The 21,460-nt window shown below is 40.2% G+C and carries 15 protein-coding genes; 6 read left to right on the forward strand and 9 right to left on the reverse strand.

Features of this window, described 5'->3' with window-relative positions; genetic code table 11:
• From B2V92_RS04055 to B2V92_RS04070, 4 genes are all read right to left on the reverse strand, one after another.
• The coding region (locus B2V92_RS04055; RefSeq protein WP_293304971.1) for a PAAR-like protein at positions 1 to 365 on the reverse strand (365 nt) is incomplete at its 3' end.
• An 11-nt stretch (positions 366 to 376) separates the two neighbouring features.
• Positions 377 to 1,186 carry a hypothetical protein gene (locus B2V92_RS04060; protein WP_293304972.1) on the reverse strand — a complete coding sequence of 270 codons (810 nt, stop codon included), beginning with the start codon at positions 1,184 to 1,186 and terminating at the stop codon, positions 377 to 379.
• Positions 1,187 to 1,217: 31 nt separating this feature from the next.
• Entirely contained in the window at positions 1,218 to 1,373 is a 156-nt protein-coding gene (locus B2V92_RS04065) for a hypothetical protein (RefSeq protein ID WP_293304973.1), read from the reverse strand.
• Between the two features lies 1 nt (position 1,374).
• A complete protein-coding gene (locus B2V92_RS04070; RefSeq protein WP_293304974.1) occupies positions 1,375 to 3,189 on the reverse strand; it encodes a type VI secretion system Vgr family protein in 1,815 nt (604 codons plus the stop codon).
• Between the two features lie 445 nt (positions 3,190 to 3,634).
• On the opposite strand from B2V92_RS04070, the gene B2V92_RS04075 reads away from it, so the two are divergent.
• The 3 genes from B2V92_RS04075 (at position 3,635) to B2V92_RS04085 (ending at position 8,665) form a co-directional block, all read left to right on the forward strand.
• Positions 3,635 to 5,962 carry a beta-galactosidase gene (locus tag B2V92_RS04075; RefSeq protein ID WP_293304975.1) on the forward strand — a complete coding sequence of 776 codons (2,328 nt, stop codon included), beginning with the start codon at positions 3,635 to 3,637 and terminating at the stop codon, positions 5,960 to 5,962.
• Between the two features lie 140 nt (positions 5,963 to 6,102).
• The gene (locus tag B2V92_RS04080) at positions 6,103 to 7,455 is read left to right on the forward strand and encodes a Gfo/Idh/MocA family protein (protein WP_293304976.1); all 1,353 of its coding nucleotides are present in this window, start codon (positions 6,103 to 6,105) and stop codon (positions 7,453 to 7,455) included.
• Between the two features lie 118 nt (positions 7,456 to 7,573).
• Positions 7,574 to 8,665, forward strand: a complete 1,092-nt coding sequence (locus B2V92_RS04085; protein ID WP_293304977.1) for a phosphotransferase enzyme family protein — start codon at positions 7,574 to 7,576, stop codon at positions 8,663 to 8,665.
• A gap of 116 nt (positions 8,666 to 8,781) precedes the next feature.
• On the opposite strand, the gene B2V92_RS04090 is transcribed toward B2V92_RS04085, so the two are convergent.
• From B2V92_RS04090 to B2V92_RS04105, 4 genes are all read right to left on the reverse strand, one after another.
• On the reverse strand, positions 8,782 to 9,264 hold the full coding sequence (locus B2V92_RS04090) for a GtrA family protein (RefSeq protein WP_293304978.1): 483 nt from the start codon (positions 9,262 to 9,264) through the stop codon (positions 8,782 to 8,784).
• Entirely contained in the window at positions 9,261 to 9,962 is a 702-nt protein-coding gene (locus tag B2V92_RS04095) for a CDP-alcohol phosphatidyltransferase family protein (RefSeq protein WP_293304979.1), read from the reverse strand. Before B2V92_RS04095 ends, B2V92_RS04090 begins: the two co-directional genes overlap by 4 nt.
• A gap of 146 nt (positions 9,963 to 10,108) precedes the next feature.
• Positions 10,109 to 10,915 carry a phytanoyl-CoA dioxygenase family protein gene (locus B2V92_RS04100; protein ID WP_293304980.1) on the reverse strand — a complete coding sequence of 269 codons (807 nt, stop codon included), beginning with the start codon at positions 10,913 to 10,915 and terminating at the stop codon, positions 10,109 to 10,111.
• Positions 10,916 to 11,592: 677 nt separating this feature from the next.
• Positions 11,593 to 12,384 (reverse strand): SDR family NAD(P)-dependent oxidoreductase, encoded by a 792-nt coding sequence (locus tag B2V92_RS04105; RefSeq protein ID WP_293304981.1) that lies wholly within the window; start codon positions 12,382 to 12,384, stop codon positions 11,593 to 11,595.
• A 237-nt stretch (positions 12,385 to 12,621) separates the two neighbouring features.
• Here B2V92_RS04105 and B2V92_RS04110 point away from each other — a divergent pair, with 237 nt between their 5' ends.
• On the forward strand, positions 12,622 to 13,737 hold the full coding sequence (locus B2V92_RS04110) for a PepSY-associated TM helix domain-containing protein (RefSeq protein WP_293304982.1): 1,116 nt from the start codon (positions 12,622 to 12,624) through the stop codon (positions 13,735 to 13,737).
• On the opposite strand, the gene B2V92_RS04115 is transcribed toward B2V92_RS04110, so the two are convergent.
• A complete protein-coding gene (locus B2V92_RS04115; RefSeq protein WP_293304984.1) occupies positions 13,712 to 14,128 on the reverse strand; it encodes an SRPBCC domain-containing protein in 417 nt (138 codons plus the stop codon). The genes B2V92_RS04110 and B2V92_RS04115 overlap by 26 nt on opposite strands.
• A 330-nt stretch (positions 14,129 to 14,458) precedes the next feature.
• Here B2V92_RS04115 and B2V92_RS04120 point away from each other — a divergent pair, with 330 nt between their 5' ends.
• Together B2V92_RS04120 and B2V92_RS04125 are read left to right on the forward strand one after the other, a co-directional pair.
• Positions 14,459 to 15,988, forward strand: a complete 1,530-nt coding sequence (locus B2V92_RS04120; protein ID WP_293304986.1) for a GAF domain-containing protein — start codon at positions 14,459 to 14,461, stop codon at positions 15,986 to 15,988.
• Positions 15,989 to 15,992: 4 nt separating this feature from the next.
• Positions 15,993 to 20,834, forward strand: coding sequence for a chemotaxis protein CheB (locus tag B2V92_RS04125; protein ID WP_293304987.1), 4,842 nt, complete (start codon positions 15,993 to 15,995; stop codon positions 20,832 to 20,834).
• Positions 20,835 to 21,460 lie beyond the last annotated feature (626 nt).

A 21,460-nucleotide genomic window follows, 5' to 3' on the forward strand; every position in this document is an offset into this window, starting at 1 on the left:
TCTTTCCATTCCAATTTAGCCGTGCATGGGACTGGTTCACTCGGATCGGGAACTTTACACTGACCGAAATTGAGGTTGAGCAGTTTGTTTTCCAGCGTTGTGGCAATAAGTTTAGTTTCGTTATTATCGTTAATTACATATTTATTGTGGCTGAGTACATAAAGCGGTTTTTGGGAAGGGTCTACTGCCTTATCGCAGGTGCATTTTGCTCCCTGACAGACTAAAAGTTCAGTGATTTCTCCATTTTTTTCAGGTAGACCTACTTTGTGCAGCGTGGTGCGTACCGGCAACTCTTCCGCATTAGCAAGGCCATCTTCTGCAAGATTTTCGCTATTTGTTATTTCGGGATCTGTGCTCCAATTCATGTCGACTCTGCTTAATTGGTGTTTAATACAATTTTTAATGTTTTTTCGTAGTCATTAGTACTTAATTTATAATTGCTTTCAAGTGAATTGCACCAACCCGTAACATTATCGATCTGATAAAAGCCTTCGGCCTTGATTTGGGGTAGAGCATAATTGCTTTTGTTTTTAAACCAACTGCTAAATCCCGATTGATCATAGATTTTATCTTCTTTACCTGAGAAATTAATTAATTGCGAGGTTGGTGAGGTTTGAAGTATCAGCTTCTCATTAAATAGGATGGGCGATGGGCATAAACCATACACTATTCTTTTACCGTAGAAACAATTTTCGATAAATAAGGCATTGTAAACGCCCCTGAAATATTCATTCAGGAAGATGTCCTGCATGATATAAGGCAGTAATCCTTTGTTCGGCAACAGTTTTTTGTCGATTTCTGTTAATGTTTTTTCAATCCAATCGCCTGTATAACTGGCAGCAAGATTAGCCCTGAGGCCTAACCAATTTTGCCATAGCTCATCTTGTTTTTCTATACTTATTGGTACACCATTAAAATCCAGTTTTATGGTGAGGTGGTTTAGTAGGGTAGAAGCCTCCTGAACAAAAGCATCTGCTTCATTATTGGGCAAAAGTTTTTCTTCAACCGGTTTGCGAAAAACTTCTATATTTTGATGGCCAGACCAGAACGAAACCTTTACAGGTGAGATATTTACATCAAAAACTTTTAGGCTATACTTATCATTTAATGCTGTTTTTTCAGAAGTTTCTATTTCTAAGCACATATTTAAAGTTTTTTCTAAGGGTTTGTATTGAATTTTGCCCATGTTTTGATGCTTAATGATCTAAAGATTTAGGTTAAGAAGATTTATATTTTCCATACTTGGATTTAGTCTTTCCCTGTAACAATACTTCTTTACTTGAATTAAAACCGATATTGCCCTTGGTAGCAAGCCATTTTGTGCTTTCTGCACATTCCGTTATGGTTTTACCGATGCATTTAATTGTTCCCATTTTAGAAGAGTTTAACTTTACTACCACTTTTATTAATGATTTCCTTTGCGCTATGCAGTTCAATATTGTTTTTTGTGCTACTTAAACTGATCTCTTCTGCGGTTTTTTCGATGTGAGTGGCCGTTTTATTAATCTGATTATTGGCTATAAACATAATATTCTCGGCCATTAACGAATGGTTTTCTCCTGCATTGCTGGCAATATTTGCACCTGCATTGTTATAAATATGTTCGCCTGCCGATATAGAAATGTGCTGATCGGCATTGATATGTATATTTTTGGCATTGATGCTAATGTTTTCTGGCGCAGAGATTTCTATACTTGATTCCTGGGTGTCGAACCTGATGATATTGCGGTTTTTATCCGTAATGGTAATGGTTTCAGCTCCGGATGAGTCGTTAAATTCGATCGTATGGCCACTTCTTGTCGCAATCGTTTTTAAATGATTATCCGAATCTCCACCCGAACCATTTAAACCATGGAAAATACTGCCCAGCACAATTGGTTTGGAAACATTTCCCTCTTCGAAACTTACGGCAACCTGATCGCCAATTTCAGGTACGAAAACAAAACCCCTGTTGGTGTTTACTTGTGTACTGCTGCCCGCATCGGGTGTAATTATCCTTAACCACTCACTTGTATCATTATGCGTACATATCCATTTAAATCTCACTTTAATACGGCCATGTCCCAAAGGGTCATTATTGTCTACAACCTCAGCAAGCTGTATATCGGGACTTATTTTTTTATAATCTTTTACCTTTATGCATTCGGTATCGGCTGTTAATCCCTCAAAAGTATTATGGTATTTGCCCGCTACGTCTATATGATGATTAATACCAGTGATCAGGAACCGGCCCAAGCTTTCGGTTATAAAATTGGCTTCCTTTTTAATACTCATGGTTATTTCTGCAATGCTACCGATACTAATTTCCGCATTATCGCCTTTGGCCCTGATTTTTAACAGTTCAGATGCATTAGCTTTCTCTTCATTTTCTATATTATTTTTAATGTCGTTACTGTTTTCTATTCGGATGGGCGAAGCCTGCGTAAACGTTTTGCTATATGTTCGTTTAGAAATATCTATTGCATGTATCAGATCAGGCGGACCATTTAATTTATCGATTCCTTCGCTTTGGAGTACTTCGTCAGCTGTTGGGTGGTATGCAAAAAAGTGATGTTGCAAAGGGAAAATTTCCAGGGCATATTGGAGATCCTGTACATCCCGGCCATAAAATAATTCCACTTCTTTTAGTACATCGGGTTTGCCAAAATGGAGTTGTTGGCCATCATAGAAAAACCATTCGTGATACTCGGCAGATAAACGGTTTAGGAAATTAAAATCACTTTCCTGGTATTGGATAAGATAATCGATTGCTGTATTGCGTTTGGGATTGCAAACAACCTTCAGATCGTTTTCAGGAATATCTTTTATAGCCAGCCCAACGATCTCGTTTAAATTTTTGCCAAGGTACGATCCAAGATCTGCACCGCGATCGATTAAAATAGTAGGACTATGGCCACTCACAATTAGAATGCCATGGTAACCATGACTTTGAGCAAGCGCTACATGGGTAACTATTCCGGCAAATTCCTGTAATTTATCCCGCTGATGACCAAAGGAAATACTAAGTGTTTTACCTATAAAATCGCGACTATTTTCAAGATTGATTAAACCTGGTTGTCCTAATTCATTTTGCTTAAATTGGAGTTCGAAATAATGGTGCCCGTTAAACCGTTGTTCCAAATTGAATGAATCAAAATGGGTAATGGCTTTGCCCTCAATATTGATTTCGGTAATAAGTTTGTTTTCCATGAGCGTTTGTTTAGGATATCAATAAAGTAGTTGTAGGATATATTAGGCAAAACAGTAGCCAATTATTTCATTTTTGTATGTATGCTCCTGATATGTCGTTGGTTTGTGATCAAATAATGGATTACAAGTACTGTAAGGCTGTTTTTTTAGAGATTAAAATTTATATTCCACAATTTTAAAATGCCCCGCTTTAAAACCACAAATTGTAGAATGGGGAAAATCTTCCCCACTTTCGGCTACCTGTAGAAATATTTCTACACCTTTTATTTGGTGCAATTAACAGACAACAATAATCATGTTTCTATAAGGATAAAGCTCACCGCCAAAAAGCCCCTGCATTAAAAATTAGTCAATCGTTTGCGCTGATATTTATGTTGTTTTGCTCATTTGCTTGTTCTACTTTTAAAAAATACAAAGCAATAAACCCAAACAAAAACTACCATAAATGCGCAGCCTTTTGCTTAAATATATATTGGTTATAGCCTTATTAACAGCCATAAACGTAAATGGCCGGGCCCAGCAGCCAGCTACCTTTGCCATAGGGGCCAATGCTTTTGAGCTTAACGGTAAACCTTATGTTATACGCTGCGGCGAAATGCATTTTGCCCGTATACCCAAAGCCGAGTGGAAACAGCGTTTACAAATGGCCAAAGCCATGGGCCTAAATACGGTTTGTGCCTACCTGTTTTGGAACATGCACGAAAAACAGCCTGATCAATTTACGTTTACGGGCCAAAGCGATGCTGCCGAATTCTGCAGGCTGGCAAAAGAGGTTGGTTTATATGTAATATTAAGGCCAGGGCCATACTCGTGTGCCGAGTGGGAGTTTGGCGGTTTCCCCTGGTGGCTGTTAAAAGATAAAAGCATCCGTTTGCGCACACAATATCCATACTTTTTAGAAAGATCGAAAAAATACCTGTTGGCTGTAGGTAAACAGCTGGCACCTTTGCAGATTAGCAATGGCGGCAACATTATTATGGTGCAGGTAGAGAACGAATATGGCAGCTATGGCAACGATAAAGCCTATATGAACATCATTAAGGCCGATTTACAGGAGGCCGGTTTTACCGTTCCGTTATTCCATTGTGATGGGCCTTCGCAGTTAAAAAACGACCATCCCGATAATTTATTTGCCGTGGTAAACTTTGGCAGCGGGCCCGAAGCCAATTTTAAAGCCTTAAGGGCCATACAGCCAAGCGGACCTTTAATGTGCGGCGAGTATTACCCGGGCTGGTTCGATAGCTGGGGCAGGCCGCACCATAAAGGCGATACCCAGCGCATTGTGGCCGAGCTAAAATACATGCTCGATCAGCAGGCGTCGTTCAGTATTTATATGGCACATGGCGGCACCAGTTTTGGTACCTACAGCGGCGCCAATGCACCGCCTTATTTACCCCAAACCAGCAGTTACGATTACGATGCCCCAATTGATGAGGCCGGTAACGCTACCGAAAAATTTTACGCCATACGCAAGCTTTTTGCCAATTATTTACAGGAGGGCGAGGTACTGCCCGATGTACCTGTGGCAAATAAAATACAACAGTTAAAGCCGGTTAGCTTTACATCGGTTGCGGTGCTGGGCAAAAACCTGCCCAAACCTGTTTTGGCCGATACCGCCATGCTAATGGAAGATTTAAATCAGGATTTTGGCGCCGTATTATACGAAACCGCTTTAACCGCCGGCAAAAAAGCCACACTGGTTTTTAATGATATACACGATTATGCCCTGGTATATATTAACGGTAAAAAGATAGGCGAACTCGATCGCAGAAAAAATAAATTCAGCATCGAAATACCTGCCCGCGCGGCAAAAAGTACTTTAAGGGTGTTGGTAGAGGCTACCGGGCGCGTAAACTATGGCTACCAGATGCACGATAGAAAGGGCATACATGGCGCGGTTTACCTAACAGAAAACGGTAAGCAAACAGCTTTAAAGGGTTGGAAAAACTACCCGATAAGGATGGGAGAGGTAAACATACCGCTCCGTTACGAAAAATTAAATAAGCAGCTTGCTGCGGCAGCTTTTTATAAGGGCAGTTTTAATGCTGCTAAACTGGAAGATACTTACCTCGATATGGGTAAATGGAACAAGGGATTAGTTTGGTTAAATGGAATGTGTTTGGGCAGATACTGGAATGTCGGCCCTACACAAACCATGCTGGTACCGGGCAGCTGGCTTAAAAAGGGTAAAAACGAAGTGGTAGTTTTCGATCTGTTCGGGATGGAAAAACCTGCCCTAAGTTTTTTGGATAAACCCATTTTGGATGTAGTGAACGAAAAACAGCCCCAGCTGCACCGCAAAGCAAACCAGAAATGGCTGGCTAATGCACAGCAACCTTATGCCGAAGGCAGTTTTGCAAACGATAATAAGTGGCAAACTGTTGATTTTAAACCCGTAACCGCCCGGTATTTCTGTTTAGAGGCATTATCCGAGCAGAAAGGCCAGCCTTATACCAGCGTTGCCGAAATTATACTGCTTGATGATAAGGGCAACGAAATACCGCGCAGCGATTGGAAAGTTGTTTTTGCCAATAGCGAAGAGCTGGGTGGCGATGATGGCAACGCGGCCAATGTTTTCGACCTGCAGTTTACCAGTATATGGCATACCGAATGGGAAAATAAATCGCCAAAGCCCCCGCACCAGATCGTGATCGATATGGGGGAAAACTATACCGTTAAAACATTAAAACTGTTGCCAAGGCAGGATAATGCCAACGGAAGGATTAAGGATTACAGGCTGTATTTTAACCAGAAACCTTTTAAAAACCTTTAAAAAATTAAGCATGCTAATGGGCTGTAGCTGAAATGGTTTTGCGGGATGAAAAGGGCGAAATAATAGTTAGTAAAACGTTTGTTCAGAAAAAAAATAACCGGATCAATTAAATAACTAAACATTAAATATTAACAACACAAATGGAACGTAGAGATTTTATTAAAAGCGGCGCAGTTACGGCAGCAGGTTTAACCATCCTGCCCACCGGAAGTTTATTTGCATCATCCGATAATGCAAAGGTACGATTGGGATACATAGGCGTGGGTGCACGCGGTATGAGCCATATTTCAGAAGGAGCCCTAAGGGATGATGTGGAAATTGTGGCCATCTGCGATACACAGGAAAGTTCGCTAAAAATATGCCGCTCTTTTCTGGCCAAAAAAGGCAAACCCGCCCCAACCGAATATACAGGAGGTTTAGATGCCTATAAAAAACTCATTGAGCGTAAAGATATCGATGCGGTAATTATTGCCACACCATGGCAGTTTCACCGCGATCAGGCGGTTGATGCCATGAAAGCCGGTAAATATGTAGGCTGCGAGGTAATTGCCGGTTTAACCGTGCAGGATCACTGGGATATTGTAAATACCTCAGAAAAAACAGGCATGCCGTACATGACATTGGAGAACGTTTGTTACCGCAGGGATGTAATGGCAGCTTTAAATATGGTAAGGCAGGGTCTTTTTGGCGAATTAATACACCTCGAAGGCGGTTACCAGCACAATTTGCGCAACGTACTTTTTAACAACGGTAAAGATTATTATGGCGGTGGGGTAGAGTACGGCCCAAAAGCTTTAAGCGAAGCGCAATGGCGTACGCAGTTCAACATCGATCAGGATGGCGATCTGTATCCAACCCATGGTGTTGGCCCCTTAATGCAATATGCAGATATTAACCGCGGTAATCGCTTTACCAGTTTGGTATCTTTCAGCTCAAAAGCCAAAGGTTTGGCTGCTTACGTAGAAGAAATGTCGCCGGGCCACCCCAACGCCAAAATAAACTATAAAAATGGCGATGTTACCACAACACTGATCAACTGTGCAAACGGCGAAACGGTTATGCTAAGCCACGATACACACCTGCCACGCCCTTATTCTATCGGTTTTAGGGTACAGGGAACCAAAGGCCTCTGGATGGACGTAAACAAATCGGTTTATATCGACCACAAATCGAAAAAAGACGATGTTTGGGATCCTGCAAAAGAATGGTTCGATAAATACGACCACCCACTTTGGAAAAAATATGAAGCAGAAGCTGTAGGCGCCGGCCATGGTGGTATGGATTGGTTCGTTTTCAACGCATTTATACAGGCCGTAAAACAGAAAAAACAAACGCCTATTGATGTATACGATTCGGTTACGATGAGCGTAATTACGCCACTTTCTACCAAATCGTTAAAAGAAGGGAACATGCCACAGAAATTCCCTGATTTTACCAAGGGGAAATGGAAAGACCGTAAAAATACTTTCGCTTTAGACGATAGCGGCTTTTAGTCTCGGTTGCGGGTGGTGCTTCGTTTAGCATCCCCGCATATTTTAACACACAACTTTATCCGGTGGTACCGATATCGGTAAAACCGGAACAATTTTCATTCAAATATATTAACATCTTATGTTTCAAGAAGTCTTAGGTGCTTATGGACTTAACGTAGAAAAATTTAAAATTGAACCTTTCGGCTCGGGTTTGATTAACCATACCTGGAAAGTTTACAGTAACGAAATTGCTTATATTTTGCAGGAGGTAAATACCGAGGTATTCCGCCAGCCCCAAAACATTGCCCAGAATATCGAAACCATAAAGAAATACCTGGATCAAACGGCGCCGAAATATCTTTTTGTTGCACCTATTTCGGCTTCCAATGGAGATGATTTTGTGGTACTGGATGAACATTTCTACCGGGTTTTCCCATTTGTAGAAAATTCTTGTTCGATTGATTTTGTGCACCATCCGGAGCAGGCTTATCACGCTGCAAAGCAGTTTGGTAAATTTACAAGGATGTTATGTGCTTTCAATGTAAAGAAACTAAAACCCACCATCGAAGATTTCCATAACCTTCCGCTGCGTATCGAGCAATTTAAAACAGCTTTAGAGCAGGCCAGCGATGAGCGGATCGGGGAGGCGAAATTTGCCATAGAAGAAATTATAAGGCATTATGATATAGAAGAGCAATACGGCCACATGGTTGATAGTGGTGCATTGAGCCTGCGTGTGGTACACCACGATACCAAGATCAGCAATGTGCTGCTGCAGGTAGAAAGTGGTGTTGGTTTATGTGTGATCGATCTGGATACGGTAATGCCGGGTTATTTTATCAGCGATGTTGGCGATATGATGCGTACCTATTTATCTGAAGCAAATGAAGAAGAACGCGATTTTAATAAAATTGCCATCAGGGAAGATGTATTTGCCGCCATCCATAAAGGTTATATGGAAGAAATGGACCAGGTTTTAAGTTTTACCGAAAAACAGTTCTTTATTTACGCCGGTAAATTTATGATCTATATGCAGGCGGTAAGGTTTATTGCCGATTTTTTAAATGGCGATATTTATTACAAAACCAATTATCCTGACCATAATTTGGTAAGAGGGCTAAATCAGATCGATTTATTGAATAAATACATCGCTAAACAGCCTAAATTCGAAGAAATTATAAAAAAAATAAACGGAAATAGGGTGAGCGACCCTAAAACAATATTAAACTGATAAGGTAAAATAAAGGTGTCCGGGTTTTGGCTTCATCGTTTGGGCCGGGCATTCTTTTTTACCTTTTAAATAAGATTTGGTGATGCTAGAAAACAAAGCGCAAACGTTTGATGGGTTTAATTCTGGTTGTGCTGCAGGTGTTCTTTGGTTATTGGTTCAAAATATTCTTCTTCCTCGTATTCAAAATCATTCGTTTCATTAATTTTAAATACCCAATATTTCATTAAGGGATAATTGAAACCATATGAAACAATACTATCGATCAATAATCTGCCGATTTTATAATCTATATTAACAGTGCTGTGTAAAAGATAAGTTCCGCCAGATTTGAGCAAAATACTACCTAAAACCACTGTAAAAAAACGTACTAACTGCCCTGTTGCGGTGCTGCAATATCCCTCGTTGTTCTTAAAAGCCCAGAAACGGTTGATGCAAAAATTAACAATACCGCCTATGGTTCCCGAAATTAAAATGGAAATGGTAAAATGGATGTGGATCCATTCGGTTAAGAGGATCATTAGTCCATAATCGGTAACCCCGCCCGAAAATGCCGATACCTGTGCTTTTAAAAAGAGTTTCACCGATGGCCAGCTGATCATGCCTTTTCCTCCCTGTCTTTCGCGTCGCCGGCTTTTAAAAGTTTTAAAGTATCGATGGTGTTCAGTATAAGTAATAAAGCTACCATAGCAATTGCAAAATAAGTAATACTGTCTTCAAATAATGTTTCGGCAACAAGTACCGACGAAATAATTACACGTAATTCTGTTGGGCCTAAACTACCCGAATCGATCTGGTAATGGCCGGTAATTTTATAGCGTAGCTGACTGATAATCATCGACCAGCCGTATAATACCACAAACATAAAAGCTAAAATCTGGGTGAGTCCTTCCGCATAAAAGTAATAACCAAAACCAATCAGGATAATGCTAAGCCAATCCATAACAATATCGAGTGCAAAGCCGTACCATTTTCGGGGGATTTCACGGTAATAAGCCAGGCGGCCATCCAACGAATCGCCGAGCCAGTTAACGAAAAAACCTAAAATGCCGATCAATAAATAGTTTTGGCCATAAAAATGGGCTAAAATAAATGCCGAAAACACAATGATGGAACCAAACATTCCGATAGCCGTCATGATGTTTGGTGTAATCCATTTTGGAACCCTCTTTAACAAAAAGAGGATCAGGCTTTGTTCGCCTTTACGTAAAATATTGGTCCGTTCCCGATCTGCAAATACCCTTTTGCCTTTTGTATGGTCTTCCTGCTGTTTAATATTTTCCTCCCGTTTATACCCCAACCAGTATTACGCTAAATAGTATTGCGGTTCCCGGCCGGTAAAATTTTAAGCTGATTTTCTTTGGTAAACCCTTCGAAAAATCGGTTATCCGCTTTAGCTTTCCTGATCTTACCAGGTAACTGAATATTAACACAAATAACATATATTTATTTTACAATCCCTGCAAAACGCTGGTAAAACACAGTCGGACTATTCTCATTTTTTGGGGCATACTTGCCGGCAATAATCGGGATATAAATTACCCTGCGTCTGCTTTCTTCACCACGCACCGCCGATTCTGCAACCCTGTGCCATAACCTGCCATCATGTATGGTTAAATCTCCTGCTTCGGGCAATATCGATACCTCATCAGCGTCAGGTTTATTATCCAGAAAGTATTTCTTGCGGAACAACATCTGGTAAATGCTTTGTTTGTGTGTACCCGGTATAATTTTTAATCCGCCATTTTCAGGTTTTAAAGTGCTTAGATGGATGCCTACATTCAACATCGGATTCAACTTTGTACCGTAAAAAATATCGCGTAAACCATCTGTATGCCAGCCCATTTTACTGAATTTGCTATCTGGTCCGTTAATGTAGTGGTTAAAAACCATCCCGTCTTTTTCTTCTGTGCCCAGGCGTGCGCCATCTCCTGCCAGTTGAAGCAATGCATTAAAACGTGGATCCAAAAGCAAACCGCTTAATGTTTGGTGCTGCTGGTTAAGAAAGGCAAAACGCTGTACAATCGGAGAGCCGTCAAGGTCTTTTCCGTATTTAATAGGCACCCCGTTTATTTTTTTGGTATCTTGCTCGATCAATTTTTTTTCTACCTGTTTTGAGGCATCAATGATGGATGAAACGGTTTCGGGTTTTATGAAATTCTTGAAATGGATAAAACCATGGGTATTAAAAAAATCAAGTTGTTGCTCGGTTAACTGTTCGGATAGGGTAAAGGTTGGATACGATGTGGCCATTGTAAATAAAAATTAAAGGTTTAGGAAAAAAGAATATTAGTGGGAATAGATTATGCGCAACAACAGCACATTCGCATGGGCGAGTGGTTCGGTGCTGAAAGGAAATAAAACAGATTAGTTTTATTCGACATAGTCTATAGAATTAGTAGTATTTAATACAAACGTAACATATTTTTAATATTCCAAAGAATTTTATTTAAAATATTTCAAAATAATTTTTTGAATTGGAGCTGGTTTGGCTTGATTCGTTATTATTAGTTGGAGTTTTTCTATAAATACCCACGCCCGATGCGTCATCTCGAGCGAAGTGCAACGCAGCCGAGAGATCTATCCCGAGATGACGTTTTTTTTTAACCTAAACTTTGACAATCTTATAAGCATTATGCCTGTAAGATTGTCAAAGTAGGTGTTACGGATAACAAAGTGATTTAGAGCAGATGCTGCTGGTCATTGAAAATTGATCATTGGTAATTAATTTTCTACTCCATTACTCTTCCGTGTTTTCTGTGTCTCCGTGGCAAACATGCCATAGTCTCGGTCGCAAACGATGTTAAGAACAATTTTAGTGTCAGATGCTAACATCTGACACCACAAAAACTTCAAACATCTAACCCCAGACACGCGACTTTTCCTATGTATTGGTTATTGATTCCATTATCCCTCTCACATTTTCCATCTTACTTCGTCTTATAAATTCCAGCGGCCATTTTTTCGATAAATCCCTTTGGCAAAATCCTGTTGGCATATACGCTGATGATATTGGTAAAACCGGGTATAATCTCCGATTTTTTAGCAAACATGCCCTTAATTGCAATTTCGGCCACTTCATCGGGTTGCATGTTAAACTTTTCGGCCATTTTATTAAAAGCATCCAGACCTGCACGCTGGGCAAAACCAGTATCAACCGGCCCCGGACTCAAACAGCTTACCGAAACCCCACTGTTTTTCAGCTCGAAACGCAAGGCACGCGTAAACGATAAAACATATGCTTTAGTGGCCGAATAAATGGCAAGGGTAGGCACGGCCTGGTAAGCAGCAGTACTCGAAACATTAAGAATATAAGCCTTTTCTGCTTTCGAAAGTGCCGGAAGTAATAAATGGCACAGCGAAGTAAGGGTATTCATGTTTAACTGGCACATTTCTAATTGGGCAGCTAAATCCAGTTCTGCAAATTTTCCCCACAAACCATAACCCGCATTATTGATCAGGATGTGGATATGATAACCTTTGTTGTTTACCCAATCTAATACTTTTTTGGGAGCATCAATAATACTAAGGTCAATAGGCAGAATATCGACCTCAACTCCATGCTGATTTTTAATTTCTGTTTGAAGTTTGCCAAGTTCATCAGCAGAACGTGCTATAAGGAGCAGATTGATTTTTCTTTTGGCTAAAGCAATAGCCATCGATTTACCAATGCCTTTACTGGCTCCGGTAACCAGTGCATAATTTGTTTTTATCTCTGCCATCGTATTTATTATCTATGTGGTTCAGCACAAATATCAAATAAAATCGGCTTTACGCTTATTTTATTTTAAAATGTATGAAGACATCATGATCTGTATCTTTTTTATGTTATTATTCTTAACGAGTCTAAATAATGTTAGATTTGCGGAAATTTTAAAGCTTCATGAAGCAATTAATATGGTTAACAGCTATTTTTAACCCTTTATCGGTTATTTTTTTAATTATTTAATGTTTAACCGATGAAAAACAAAAATTTTAAGACTGTTGTCCGGAATATCCACCTTTGGTTGGGTTTAACTACCGGTTTGGTGGTAATGATCATCAGCATTACAGGTGCGCTTTATATTTTTGAAGAAGAAATCAGGGATTTTACCCAGAAGGACTTTCGCTATGTAGCTGTTCAGCAGAAACCTTTTGTAGGTTTAGAAAAGATCATCACTGGATTTGAAAAAGTATCCCCAAAAGATCAGTTAAGGTTAATCAGGATTGAGGACGCCATACCCAATGCAACGGTAGAAATTACCACTAAAAAAGCGGCGGTTTATTATTTCAATCCTTATGATGCCTCTTTAGTTAAAAAAGGAAAAGAAGATTGGCTCCAGGTGGTTCAACATATCCACACTTCGTTATTATTGGGCAAAACAGGTGAGTTTATCATGCAATGGTCGGTGGCTATTTTTGTAATCATGCTTATTACCGGCCTGGTACTTTGGTTTCCGGGGCAGATGCGTTTGCTAAAACAATCGTTAACCATAAAAAGAAAAGCCTCTTTTAAACGCCTTAATTACGACCTGCATAACGTGCTGGGTTTTTACGCTTCCATTGTACTTTTGGTTACTGCTTTAAGTGGTTTATATTTTGCCTTTAAGGGTGTGAAGAACTTTGCCAGTGCTTTTACCGGGAGTAAATTAGGGCAGGGAAAAGCTGTTGTGATGGCAAAACCTACACAGATTGATTCTGTTCCGCAACGTTACGATAAAATCTATACCGAAGCTAAAATCAAATATCCGGGTGCTGTTGCCAGCAATTTTTCGTTACGCGGAAAAGGTGAACTGCGTTTGCGGATGATTTATCCTTACCGTTGGGCTCGTAACCAGAATACATTTTTCTACGATGCCGCTACCGGTGCGATGCTCAGGGCAAAACTTTACAAAAACTTTAACGGTGCCGACCTCATCGAGGCCACCAATTACGATCTACATACCGGTCGCTTATTGGGTTTACCCAACAAAATTGTTTCTTTCCTAGCAGCTTTAATTGCGGCCAGTTTACCGGTAACGGGTTTTATCATATGGTGGAAAAAAAGGAAAAAGCCCAGAAAGAAGCCTGCTATAGCTGTTCAGCATAGGCTTTAAGCTGATTAAGCCCGGTTTGGCAAAAACGCTGTTGCATGTTTAAATCAAGGTTGGCAACCGGTTCAAAAACTTCCGTAAGGGTAACGGGTTCGCTTCCTGTAAAAGTAATCTTGGTTTTTCTGCCGTCGTCTAAAGTATAGGCAATGCTTTGGTGTGTAATGATTTCTGTATAATTACCACCAAAATCGAAATTTTCGCTGCCATCTTTCTTCGCCATAGCGTACAGAAATCCTCCTCCTTCGACTAAGTTATTTTCGATTTTTTTATTGATCCATTCATCCGAAGGAGCATTCCATTTGGCAATATGTTCTGGTTCGTTCCAAAGTTTCCAAACCAATTCAATTGGCCGGTTAATGGTAACAATGGCTGTTAGGGTGTTTTCGTTTTCCATGATTTGTAGATTATAACGTAAAATTAATCGTAATTGATCTGCTTTTAGGTGGCTATTGGAGACATAAAAAGGGTTATTTGAGAATCGCCAGGCATAAATTGATTTACAATTTTTAAAATGGTATTCCTGTGGGTTGTATTGCTGGTATTATTTTTATTGTTTTTCTTTTCGTAAGCGCCATAATCTATATTTTAGTTGCCATACGCCCATTTGAGGCTATTTAGCGGGAAAATGGTCTCCAAATAGCCAACTTTGTTGGCAGTATAATTGTTGAAAAATGGATTCTTGTGCTTTTCGCAGCAAAAGCTTACCATAAAACGATAGTCGGAAATGTCAGAAATACGAAATTATGACGCAGAGTTCTGCGGAAACCTGCCCATACACCACATTAACTCCATTCAGGACTACGGATACCTGTTGGTGCTGGATAATAAAACGCTGAACATTATTCAGGTCAGCGAAAACCTGAATATCCTAACCGGAAAGGCACCAGCAGAGATCATAAATAAACACTTATCAGCGTGGTTCAGCGAAAATGATGTCGCCAATATTACAAAACTGATTAAGGGTGATGCTAAGGACAGAATCCCTTTAAACCTCGTTTTTGAAAACGGGAATAAGCAATTGCATTTTGACGGATTGATCCATATTAAAAACGATTATTCATTATTGGAGATCGAAGTATCATCAAAAGAGGGGCAGAAAAGTTTTTCTGATGTTTTTCAGGAAGTAAGGCAGTTTATTTCGGCGATGGAAAGCGCTTCAACGCTTGAAGAAGTTTGCAATGTAGCCATTAGGCAACTGCGCAAAGTTTCGGGCTTCGATGGTGTAAGGATGTACCAGTTCGATGCCAGTTGGAACGGAACCGTAATTGCCGAAGAAATTTCGGGGGCATTGGAAAGTTATCTCGGACAAACTTTTCCGGCTTCGGATGTACCCAAACAGGCGAGGGCACTTTACCTTAAAAACCCCTTCAGACTTATTCCGAACAGGGCTTATCAACCCGTGCGTTTATATCCGGTAATTAATCCGTTAACCAATGCTTTTATTGATTTATCTGACTGTAATTTACGCGGTGTAGCTTCGGTGCATCTGGAATACATGCAGAATATGAACGTGAGTGCATCAATGTCTATCAGGGTATTGCGCGAAGGAAAACTTTGGGGATTAATTTCCTGTCACCATATCGAGCCTAACTACCCAAATGTAGATATGCGCTACATTTTTGAATGGCTTTCGGTAGAAATTTCAAATAGGATTGCAGCGATTTTAAATCAGGAAGAGTATAATGGGTCGGCTTTGAGATTGGAGAAAAGGGCTGCGCTAACCGATTTTATTTATTCAAAAGATGATATTATCGAAGGATTGCTGGATGATGAAAACCTAAACATTCTTTCATTGTTTAATGCTGGTGGGGCAGTAATTAAAATCGGTAACCGGATCGAATACCACGGTGATGTTCCGGACAAAAGCGAAATTTATAACCTGATGCTCTGGCTCGAAGGAAAAGAAATTGAAAAGGTTTTTGCCAGCAGCCACCTTAGCGAACTATATGAAGAAGCCAAGGCTTACGAAAAAGTAGGAAGTGGTATACTGGTGATCCCTGTTGACGGGCGCAGTGGCGATTATGTGATCTGTTTCCGTCCGGAGGTAATCAGGCAGATTAAATGGGGCGGAGATCCCGAGCAGGTGATCAAATTTGACCAGGATGGCAAAAACTATCATCCACGTAATTCGTTTAAACTCTGGCTGCAAACGGTTTACGGGCAATCTTTACCATGGAGCCAAAACGAACTGGAAATAGCCGAATCGTTGAGGAATTTTATTTTTGAATTTAGAACAAAGCAACTTTATAATTAACCTGATGGAAAAAAAGCAGGAGAAGGAAAAGCAGGATCTGGTATTGAATAAGCGTTACGATAAATATATCGTAGCCATCGGTGCATCTGCCGGTGGGTTAGAGGCTATCCACGAATTTTTCGACCATATGCCTGCAAATTCGAGTTTTTCCTTTGTCGTAATTCAGCATCTTTCGTCTGATTATAAGAGTTTGCTGGTGGAGCTGGTGGGAAAACATACCCACATGAAAGTTTTTGAAGCGGCAAATGATATGGCCATCCAGCAGGATTGTGTGTATATCATCCCCAATAATAAATTAATGACTTTGGTAAAGGGAAGGCTCAAACTGGCTGATAAATCGCAGATTAAGGCACCCAATACCGCAATTGATCATTTTTTACATACGCTCGCCAAAGATAAAAAAGAGAAAGCCATCGCCATAATCCTCTCCGGAACGGGTACCGATGGTACCAAAGGCATACAGAGCATCAAAGAAAACGGTGGGATGGTGATTGTACAGGATCCGGCCTCGGCCAAATTTGATGGGATGCCCAATTCGGCCATCGCTTCGGGCAATGCCGATCATGTGATGATCCCTTCGCGGATGCAGGAAGAACTTTTCAGCTATGTAAACGAAGAGCCGGTTAAAGTGCTCGAAAACGGCAAGGTAAATGAGGAACTGCTGGATGAGGTGTTTAAACTGGTACATACCAGCAGTGGCAATGATTTTAACCTGTATAAAACCCCAACCATCATCAGACGGATAGGCCGGAGGATGAACGAAAGGGGAATCAAAAAGTTAGATAGATATGTAGCCTTTCTGCGAGACAATGCTGATGAAGTAAAAATATTGGGACAAGATTTTCTGATCGGGGTAACCAAGTTTTTCAGGGATGAACAGGCTTTTGCACAGCTCAATGAATTTGCCTTACAGGATATTGTAGATAGGAAGGAAGATGGTGATGTAATCAAAATCTGGATCTGTGCATGTAGTACCGGAGAAGAAGCTTACTCTGTTGCCGCTATGGTAAACGATTGTGTCGACAGATCAGGTAAAAAGATCGAGATTAAAATATTTGCATCTGATATCGATGAAAAAAGTATCGAAATCGCTTCAAAAGGTCAATATCCGCGCTCTGTAAAAAAAGAAATCCCTGCCCGGCTGTTTAAAAAATATTTTGTAAAGGAAGGAAAAACCATCAGCGTAATTGCCAGTTTGCGCAAGCAGGTGGTGTTTGCCAAACACGATGTAATTAAATCGCCGCCTTTTATCAAAAACGATCTGGTTACCTGCCGGAACATGCTTATTTATGTAAATAGCATTTTACAGGAAAAAATACTTTCTATATTCCACTTTTCGCTTTTGCCAAACGGTTATCTGTTTTTGGGATCGAGCGAAACTGCTTCGGCCATAAAAGCCGGGCTCACAGAGATTTCCGGCAAATCAAAAATCTATCAAAAAACCGGAAAAATCAATTATTCTACTTACAATACCTATAATACAGGAACGAGAAATACATCTGTTCAGGAGCGTAAAAAGGTAACTGCCGGCGAAATCATACAGAGTCCACTTGAAAAACGGTTGGCCGATTTCCTATCTGCCGATCTGGGTTATGTAGCGGTATTTATAGATAAATCCTACATCATGCAGGATGCCGTAGGCGATTACCGTCAATATTTATCACTGCCTGGGCAAAGTATCGAGCTGAATATACTGAAGATGGTACCACGCGAGGTTTCAATTGTACTTAATACAGGTTTAAGAAAGGCGTGGAAAGACAATAAAAAAGTAGATTTAAAAAAAATCCGTTTTAACGATAATGTATTCGTAAATATCTCGGTTGTTCCTCCTGGTGCCGACAATACCAACGGTTTTACCATGGTTGTTTTTGCCGAACATGTTTTAGAGGTTGTTGCAGGCAAAGATGAATTTGCACTGCCCGGTTTCCACGATGCCACGCAGGCCGAATATGTATTCGAACTGGAAGCAGAGCTGAACGAAACCCGTTCGAACCTGCAGATGGCCGTTGAAGAAATGGAGACCACCAATGAGGAACTTCAATCGAGCAATGAGGAACTGCTCTCGGCCAACGAAGAACTGCAGTCGAGTAATGAGGAATTACAGTCGCTTAATGAAGAACTACATACGCTAAATACCGAACATCAGTTAAAAATCAAAGAACTGATTGAGCTGAACGATGATCTGGATAACTATTTCAGAAGTACCGATATCGGACAGATTTTTCTTGATGCCGGCATGATTATCCGGAAGTTTAATCCTGCTGCAGTGAGTATGGTTAACCTGATCGAAGCCGATATTGGCCGTTCTATCGAACACATTTCAAATAACATTAAAGCAGAAAACCTTACCAGCGATATCAGAAAAGTATTGTTAAGTGCCCGTGTAATTGAAAAAGAGGTACAGTTAAAGAACAATACCCGTTGCCTGATGCGCATTATGCCTTATTTAAGAAAAGATAAGCGTGCTGATGGGGTGGTGATTTCTTTTGTTGACATTTCTAAAATTACCGAGCTCAATAATATCATCAGCGGTGTTTTTAATGCCAGTTTAAACGGTATCCTTGCTTTTAAAGCAGTAAGGGATGCCAAACACTTTATTGTAGATTTTGAGTGCAGTACCTATAACGATTCGGCATTACAGATTTTAAAGAAAAATAAAACCGAATTAACAGGAGCCAGGCTGGTTAAAATGATACCGGAACTGGCGGTGAGCAACCTCTTTAACAAATATGTTGGGGTAGTAGAAAATGGGAAGGTGCTCGAAACCGAATTACAGCTTTCTAAAGAACTGTGGTGCCAGCTTATTGCCGTAAAAATGTCGGATGGTTTTGTAGCTACCTTAACAGATATCAGCCAGCAGAAACTTGCAGAGCAGAAACTTAAGAAAAATTATAACGAACTTTTGGGCACACGCGAAAACCTGCGTCAGCTTAATGCCGATCTGGAGCTGAAGGTAAAAGAACGTACCATGAAACTTTCGGCCAGTGAAGAGCGTTTCAACCTGGTTTCGCATGCCACCAACGATACGATATGGGATTGGAACCTTGCGCATAATACCATGTGGCGGAGCGATAATTTTACCAGCATGTTCGGTTATGAAAAAGACGCACAGACTGAAAATATTGCCTTTTGGTTTGATAAGATCCATCCAGACGACCGTGAGCGTGTAAAAGCAAGTGTTTACGATGCCATTAACCATAACGAAACACAGTGGACGGCGCAATACCGTTTACAAAAGGCTGATGGCAGTTACGCCACACTGCTCGATCGTGGCAGTATTTTATTAGACGATCTGCAAACGCCTTACCGTATGGTGGGTTCTATCGTAGATATTTCTAAACTGGTAGATACCGAGGTAAAACTGAACTCTACCGAACGTAAATTCAGGAAGATTTTCGAATCCAATGTCATCGGGATTTTATTCAGCGATACCGAAACGGGTAGGATAGATGATGCCAATGATATTTTCTTAAAACTTTTAGGGTATACACGCGCAGATTTTGAGAACGGAAATATCGATTGGATGCAGCTTACGCCAGAACCTTTTATGCCGATCAGCAAAATATCGGCAAAACTGCTCAAAGATGAAGGCTTTTGTCCGCCATTTGAAAAGCAGTACCTTAACAAAGCAGGCGTACCTGTTGATGTATTGGTCGGGTCGGCCCTGCTTGATGAAGAAGTGCCAAATGGAGCGGTAACCTATGTAATCGATATCAGCAAACAGAAACATACCGAGAAAAAACGCAGCGAGCTTCAAAAGCTGATCAAAAAACAACAGGACGAGTTTTATAGCATCTTTAAAAATGCACCTGCATTAATTACCATCCGCAGGGGCAAAGGCCTTAAATATGAGTTTGTAAACGAAGCCTTTAAAACTTTTGATGGCGGAACAGACTATATCGGCCGCTCGAGGATAGGGAATGGTTCTAAATTCGAATCACCGGAGCTTTTGGAGATAGAAGAAAGGGTAATGCAAACCGGCGAAACTTATGTAGCCAATGCCTACCGGATTGAGCAGTTAAACCGTGCAACCGGTAAATCGGTAGAAAAATGGTTCGATATCATCTTAAATCCCGTTTTCTCTGATAAAGGCATTATTGATGGGATTGCATTCTTTGGTTTCGAGGTAACCGATTTAATGAAAGCCCAACAGGCTACGAAAGAACTGATGCACCGAAAAGATGAGTTTATGAGTATTGCAAGCCATGAGCTGAAAACACCTATCACCAGCATTAAGGGCTTTTTACAGTTTGCGCTCCGGATGGCCGAGCAGCAGAAATTTGATAAGATTTATGAATTTGTAGACAAAGCAAACCGCCAGATCGGAAAACTAACAGCCTTGGTTGAAGATTTATTGGATGTAACTAAGATACAGGCAGGTAAAATGACCTTCAATTTCTCTGATTTCAATATTGCGGGGGTAATTGAAGATGCCATTGATGGTTTACAGGAAAGTATGAACGATCATCATATTGTACAGGATGTTACAGCCATTGAGGTTTACGCCGATCGCAACCGTATTGAGCAGGTGCTGAGTAACTTTATTTCAAATGCCATTAAATATTCTCCCAATGCCAATAAAATTGAAGTAAAAGCAAAAACTGAAGGAGATTACCTCATGGTTTCTGTTCGTGATTACGGAATTGGAATACCTAAAGATAAATCGCAGTTTGTGTTCGACCGTTTTTTCAGGGTAGAGGCATCATCGCACAGCTTTTCAGGACTTGGTTTGGGCTTATATATTTCAGCTGAAATTGTAGAAAGACATGGTGGCGAAATCGGGGTGAAGAGTAAAGAAGGGGAAGGATCTGAATTCTGGTTTAAAATACCGCTGAAAGATAAATAGTAGTCATGGTATTGAAAACAGAAAGAACACAGTGTTACATGCAAATTACTTTGCTAATAACTTTGTGTATTTTATCCGTTTTATGGCGTATGATAATCTAGACAAAGCAAACAAAATGTGCTTTCTCAATGTATTAATAATTCCTCTAACACGGGAAATTTTGGAACTGGGGTAAACATGGATGTGTGTACCCCTTTCCTATTTAAATTAACACATTAATAATCAAACTTGTTTAGTTCATTTTGTTCAGTGTTAAATTAACTTACCCTTTCAGGTTGTAGGTTAGTTACAACTATTTGGAGATAGTGGCGTTATGTTAGTATGGATGATAAAGCGAATTTGATTATAGGTATTGTTTTTTTATTAGCAGGGGTTTTTGTTTTCTACATTATTTTTAGGCCCGATAGGGAGAAGAAACAGTAGGTGTTTTTGGTTCATTGGTCATTTGTTTATTAGGTTAACTGTTTACCCTTCGACTACGCTCAGGGGGTTAATAGGTTGATCGTTTATTGAAATTTGATTATTGGTTAATCCTCATCCGTTTTACCTCCTCCATTTTACATCATTTGACCATTAAGAAATTAAGGACATTAAGATTTTAATCTGATTCGATTTGTGAAGTCATA

Origin of the sequence: Pedobacter sp. UBA5917, from assembly GCF_002432345.1 — a bacterium.
Taxonomy (GTDB): domain Bacteria; phylum Bacteroidota; class Bacteroidia; order Sphingobacteriales; family Sphingobacteriaceae; genus Pedobacter.

Bases quoted from the DNA above. Each gene is read 5' to 3' on its own strand.
- B2V92_RS04060 (WP_293304972.1), bottom strand. From the start codon at position 1,186: ATGGGCAAAATTCAATACAAACCCTTAGAAAAAACTTTAAATATGTGC.
- B2V92_RS04065 (WP_293304973.1), bottom strand. From the start codon at position 1,373: ATGGGAACAATTAAATGCATCGGTAAAACCATAACGGAATGTGCAGAA.
- B2V92_RS04070 (WP_293304974.1), bottom strand. From the start codon at position 3,189: ATGGAAAACAAACTTATTACCGAAATCAATATTGAGGGCAAAGCCATT.
- B2V92_RS04075 (WP_293304975.1), top strand. From the start codon at position 3,635: ATGCGCAGCCTTTTGCTTAAATATATATTGGTTATAGCCTTATTAACA.
- B2V92_RS04080 (WP_293304976.1), top strand. From the start codon at position 6,103: ATGGAACGTAGAGATTTTATTAAAAGCGGCGCAGTTACGGCAGCAGGT.
- B2V92_RS04085 (WP_293304977.1), top strand. From the start codon at position 7,574: ATGTTTCAAGAAGTCTTAGGTGCTTATGGACTTAACGTAGAAAAATTT.
- B2V92_RS04090 (WP_293304978.1), bottom strand. From the start codon at position 9,264: ATGATCAGCTGGCCATCGGTGAAACTCTTTTTAAAAGCACAGGTATCG.
- B2V92_RS04100 (WP_293304980.1), bottom strand. From the start codon at position 10,915: ATGGCCACATCGTATCCAACCTTTACCCTATCCGAACAGTTAACCGAG.
- B2V92_RS04105 (WP_293304981.1), bottom strand. From the start codon at position 12,384: ATGGCAGAGATAAAAACAAATTATGCACTGGTTACCGGAGCCAGTAAA.
- B2V92_RS04110 (WP_293304982.1), top strand. From the start codon at position 12,622: ATGAAAAACAAAAATTTTAAGACTGTTGTCCGGAATATCCACCTTTGG.
- B2V92_RS04115 (WP_293304984.1), bottom strand. From the start codon at position 14,128: ATGGAAAACGAAAACACCCTAACAGCCATTGTTACCATTAACCGGCCA.
- B2V92_RS04120 (WP_293304986.1), top strand. From the start codon at position 14,459: ATGTCAGAAATACGAAATTATGACGCAGAGTTCTGCGGAAACCTGCCC.
- B2V92_RS04125 (WP_293304987.1), top strand. From the start codon at position 15,993: ATGGAAAAAAAGCAGGAGAAGGAAAAGCAGGATCTGGTATTGAATAAG.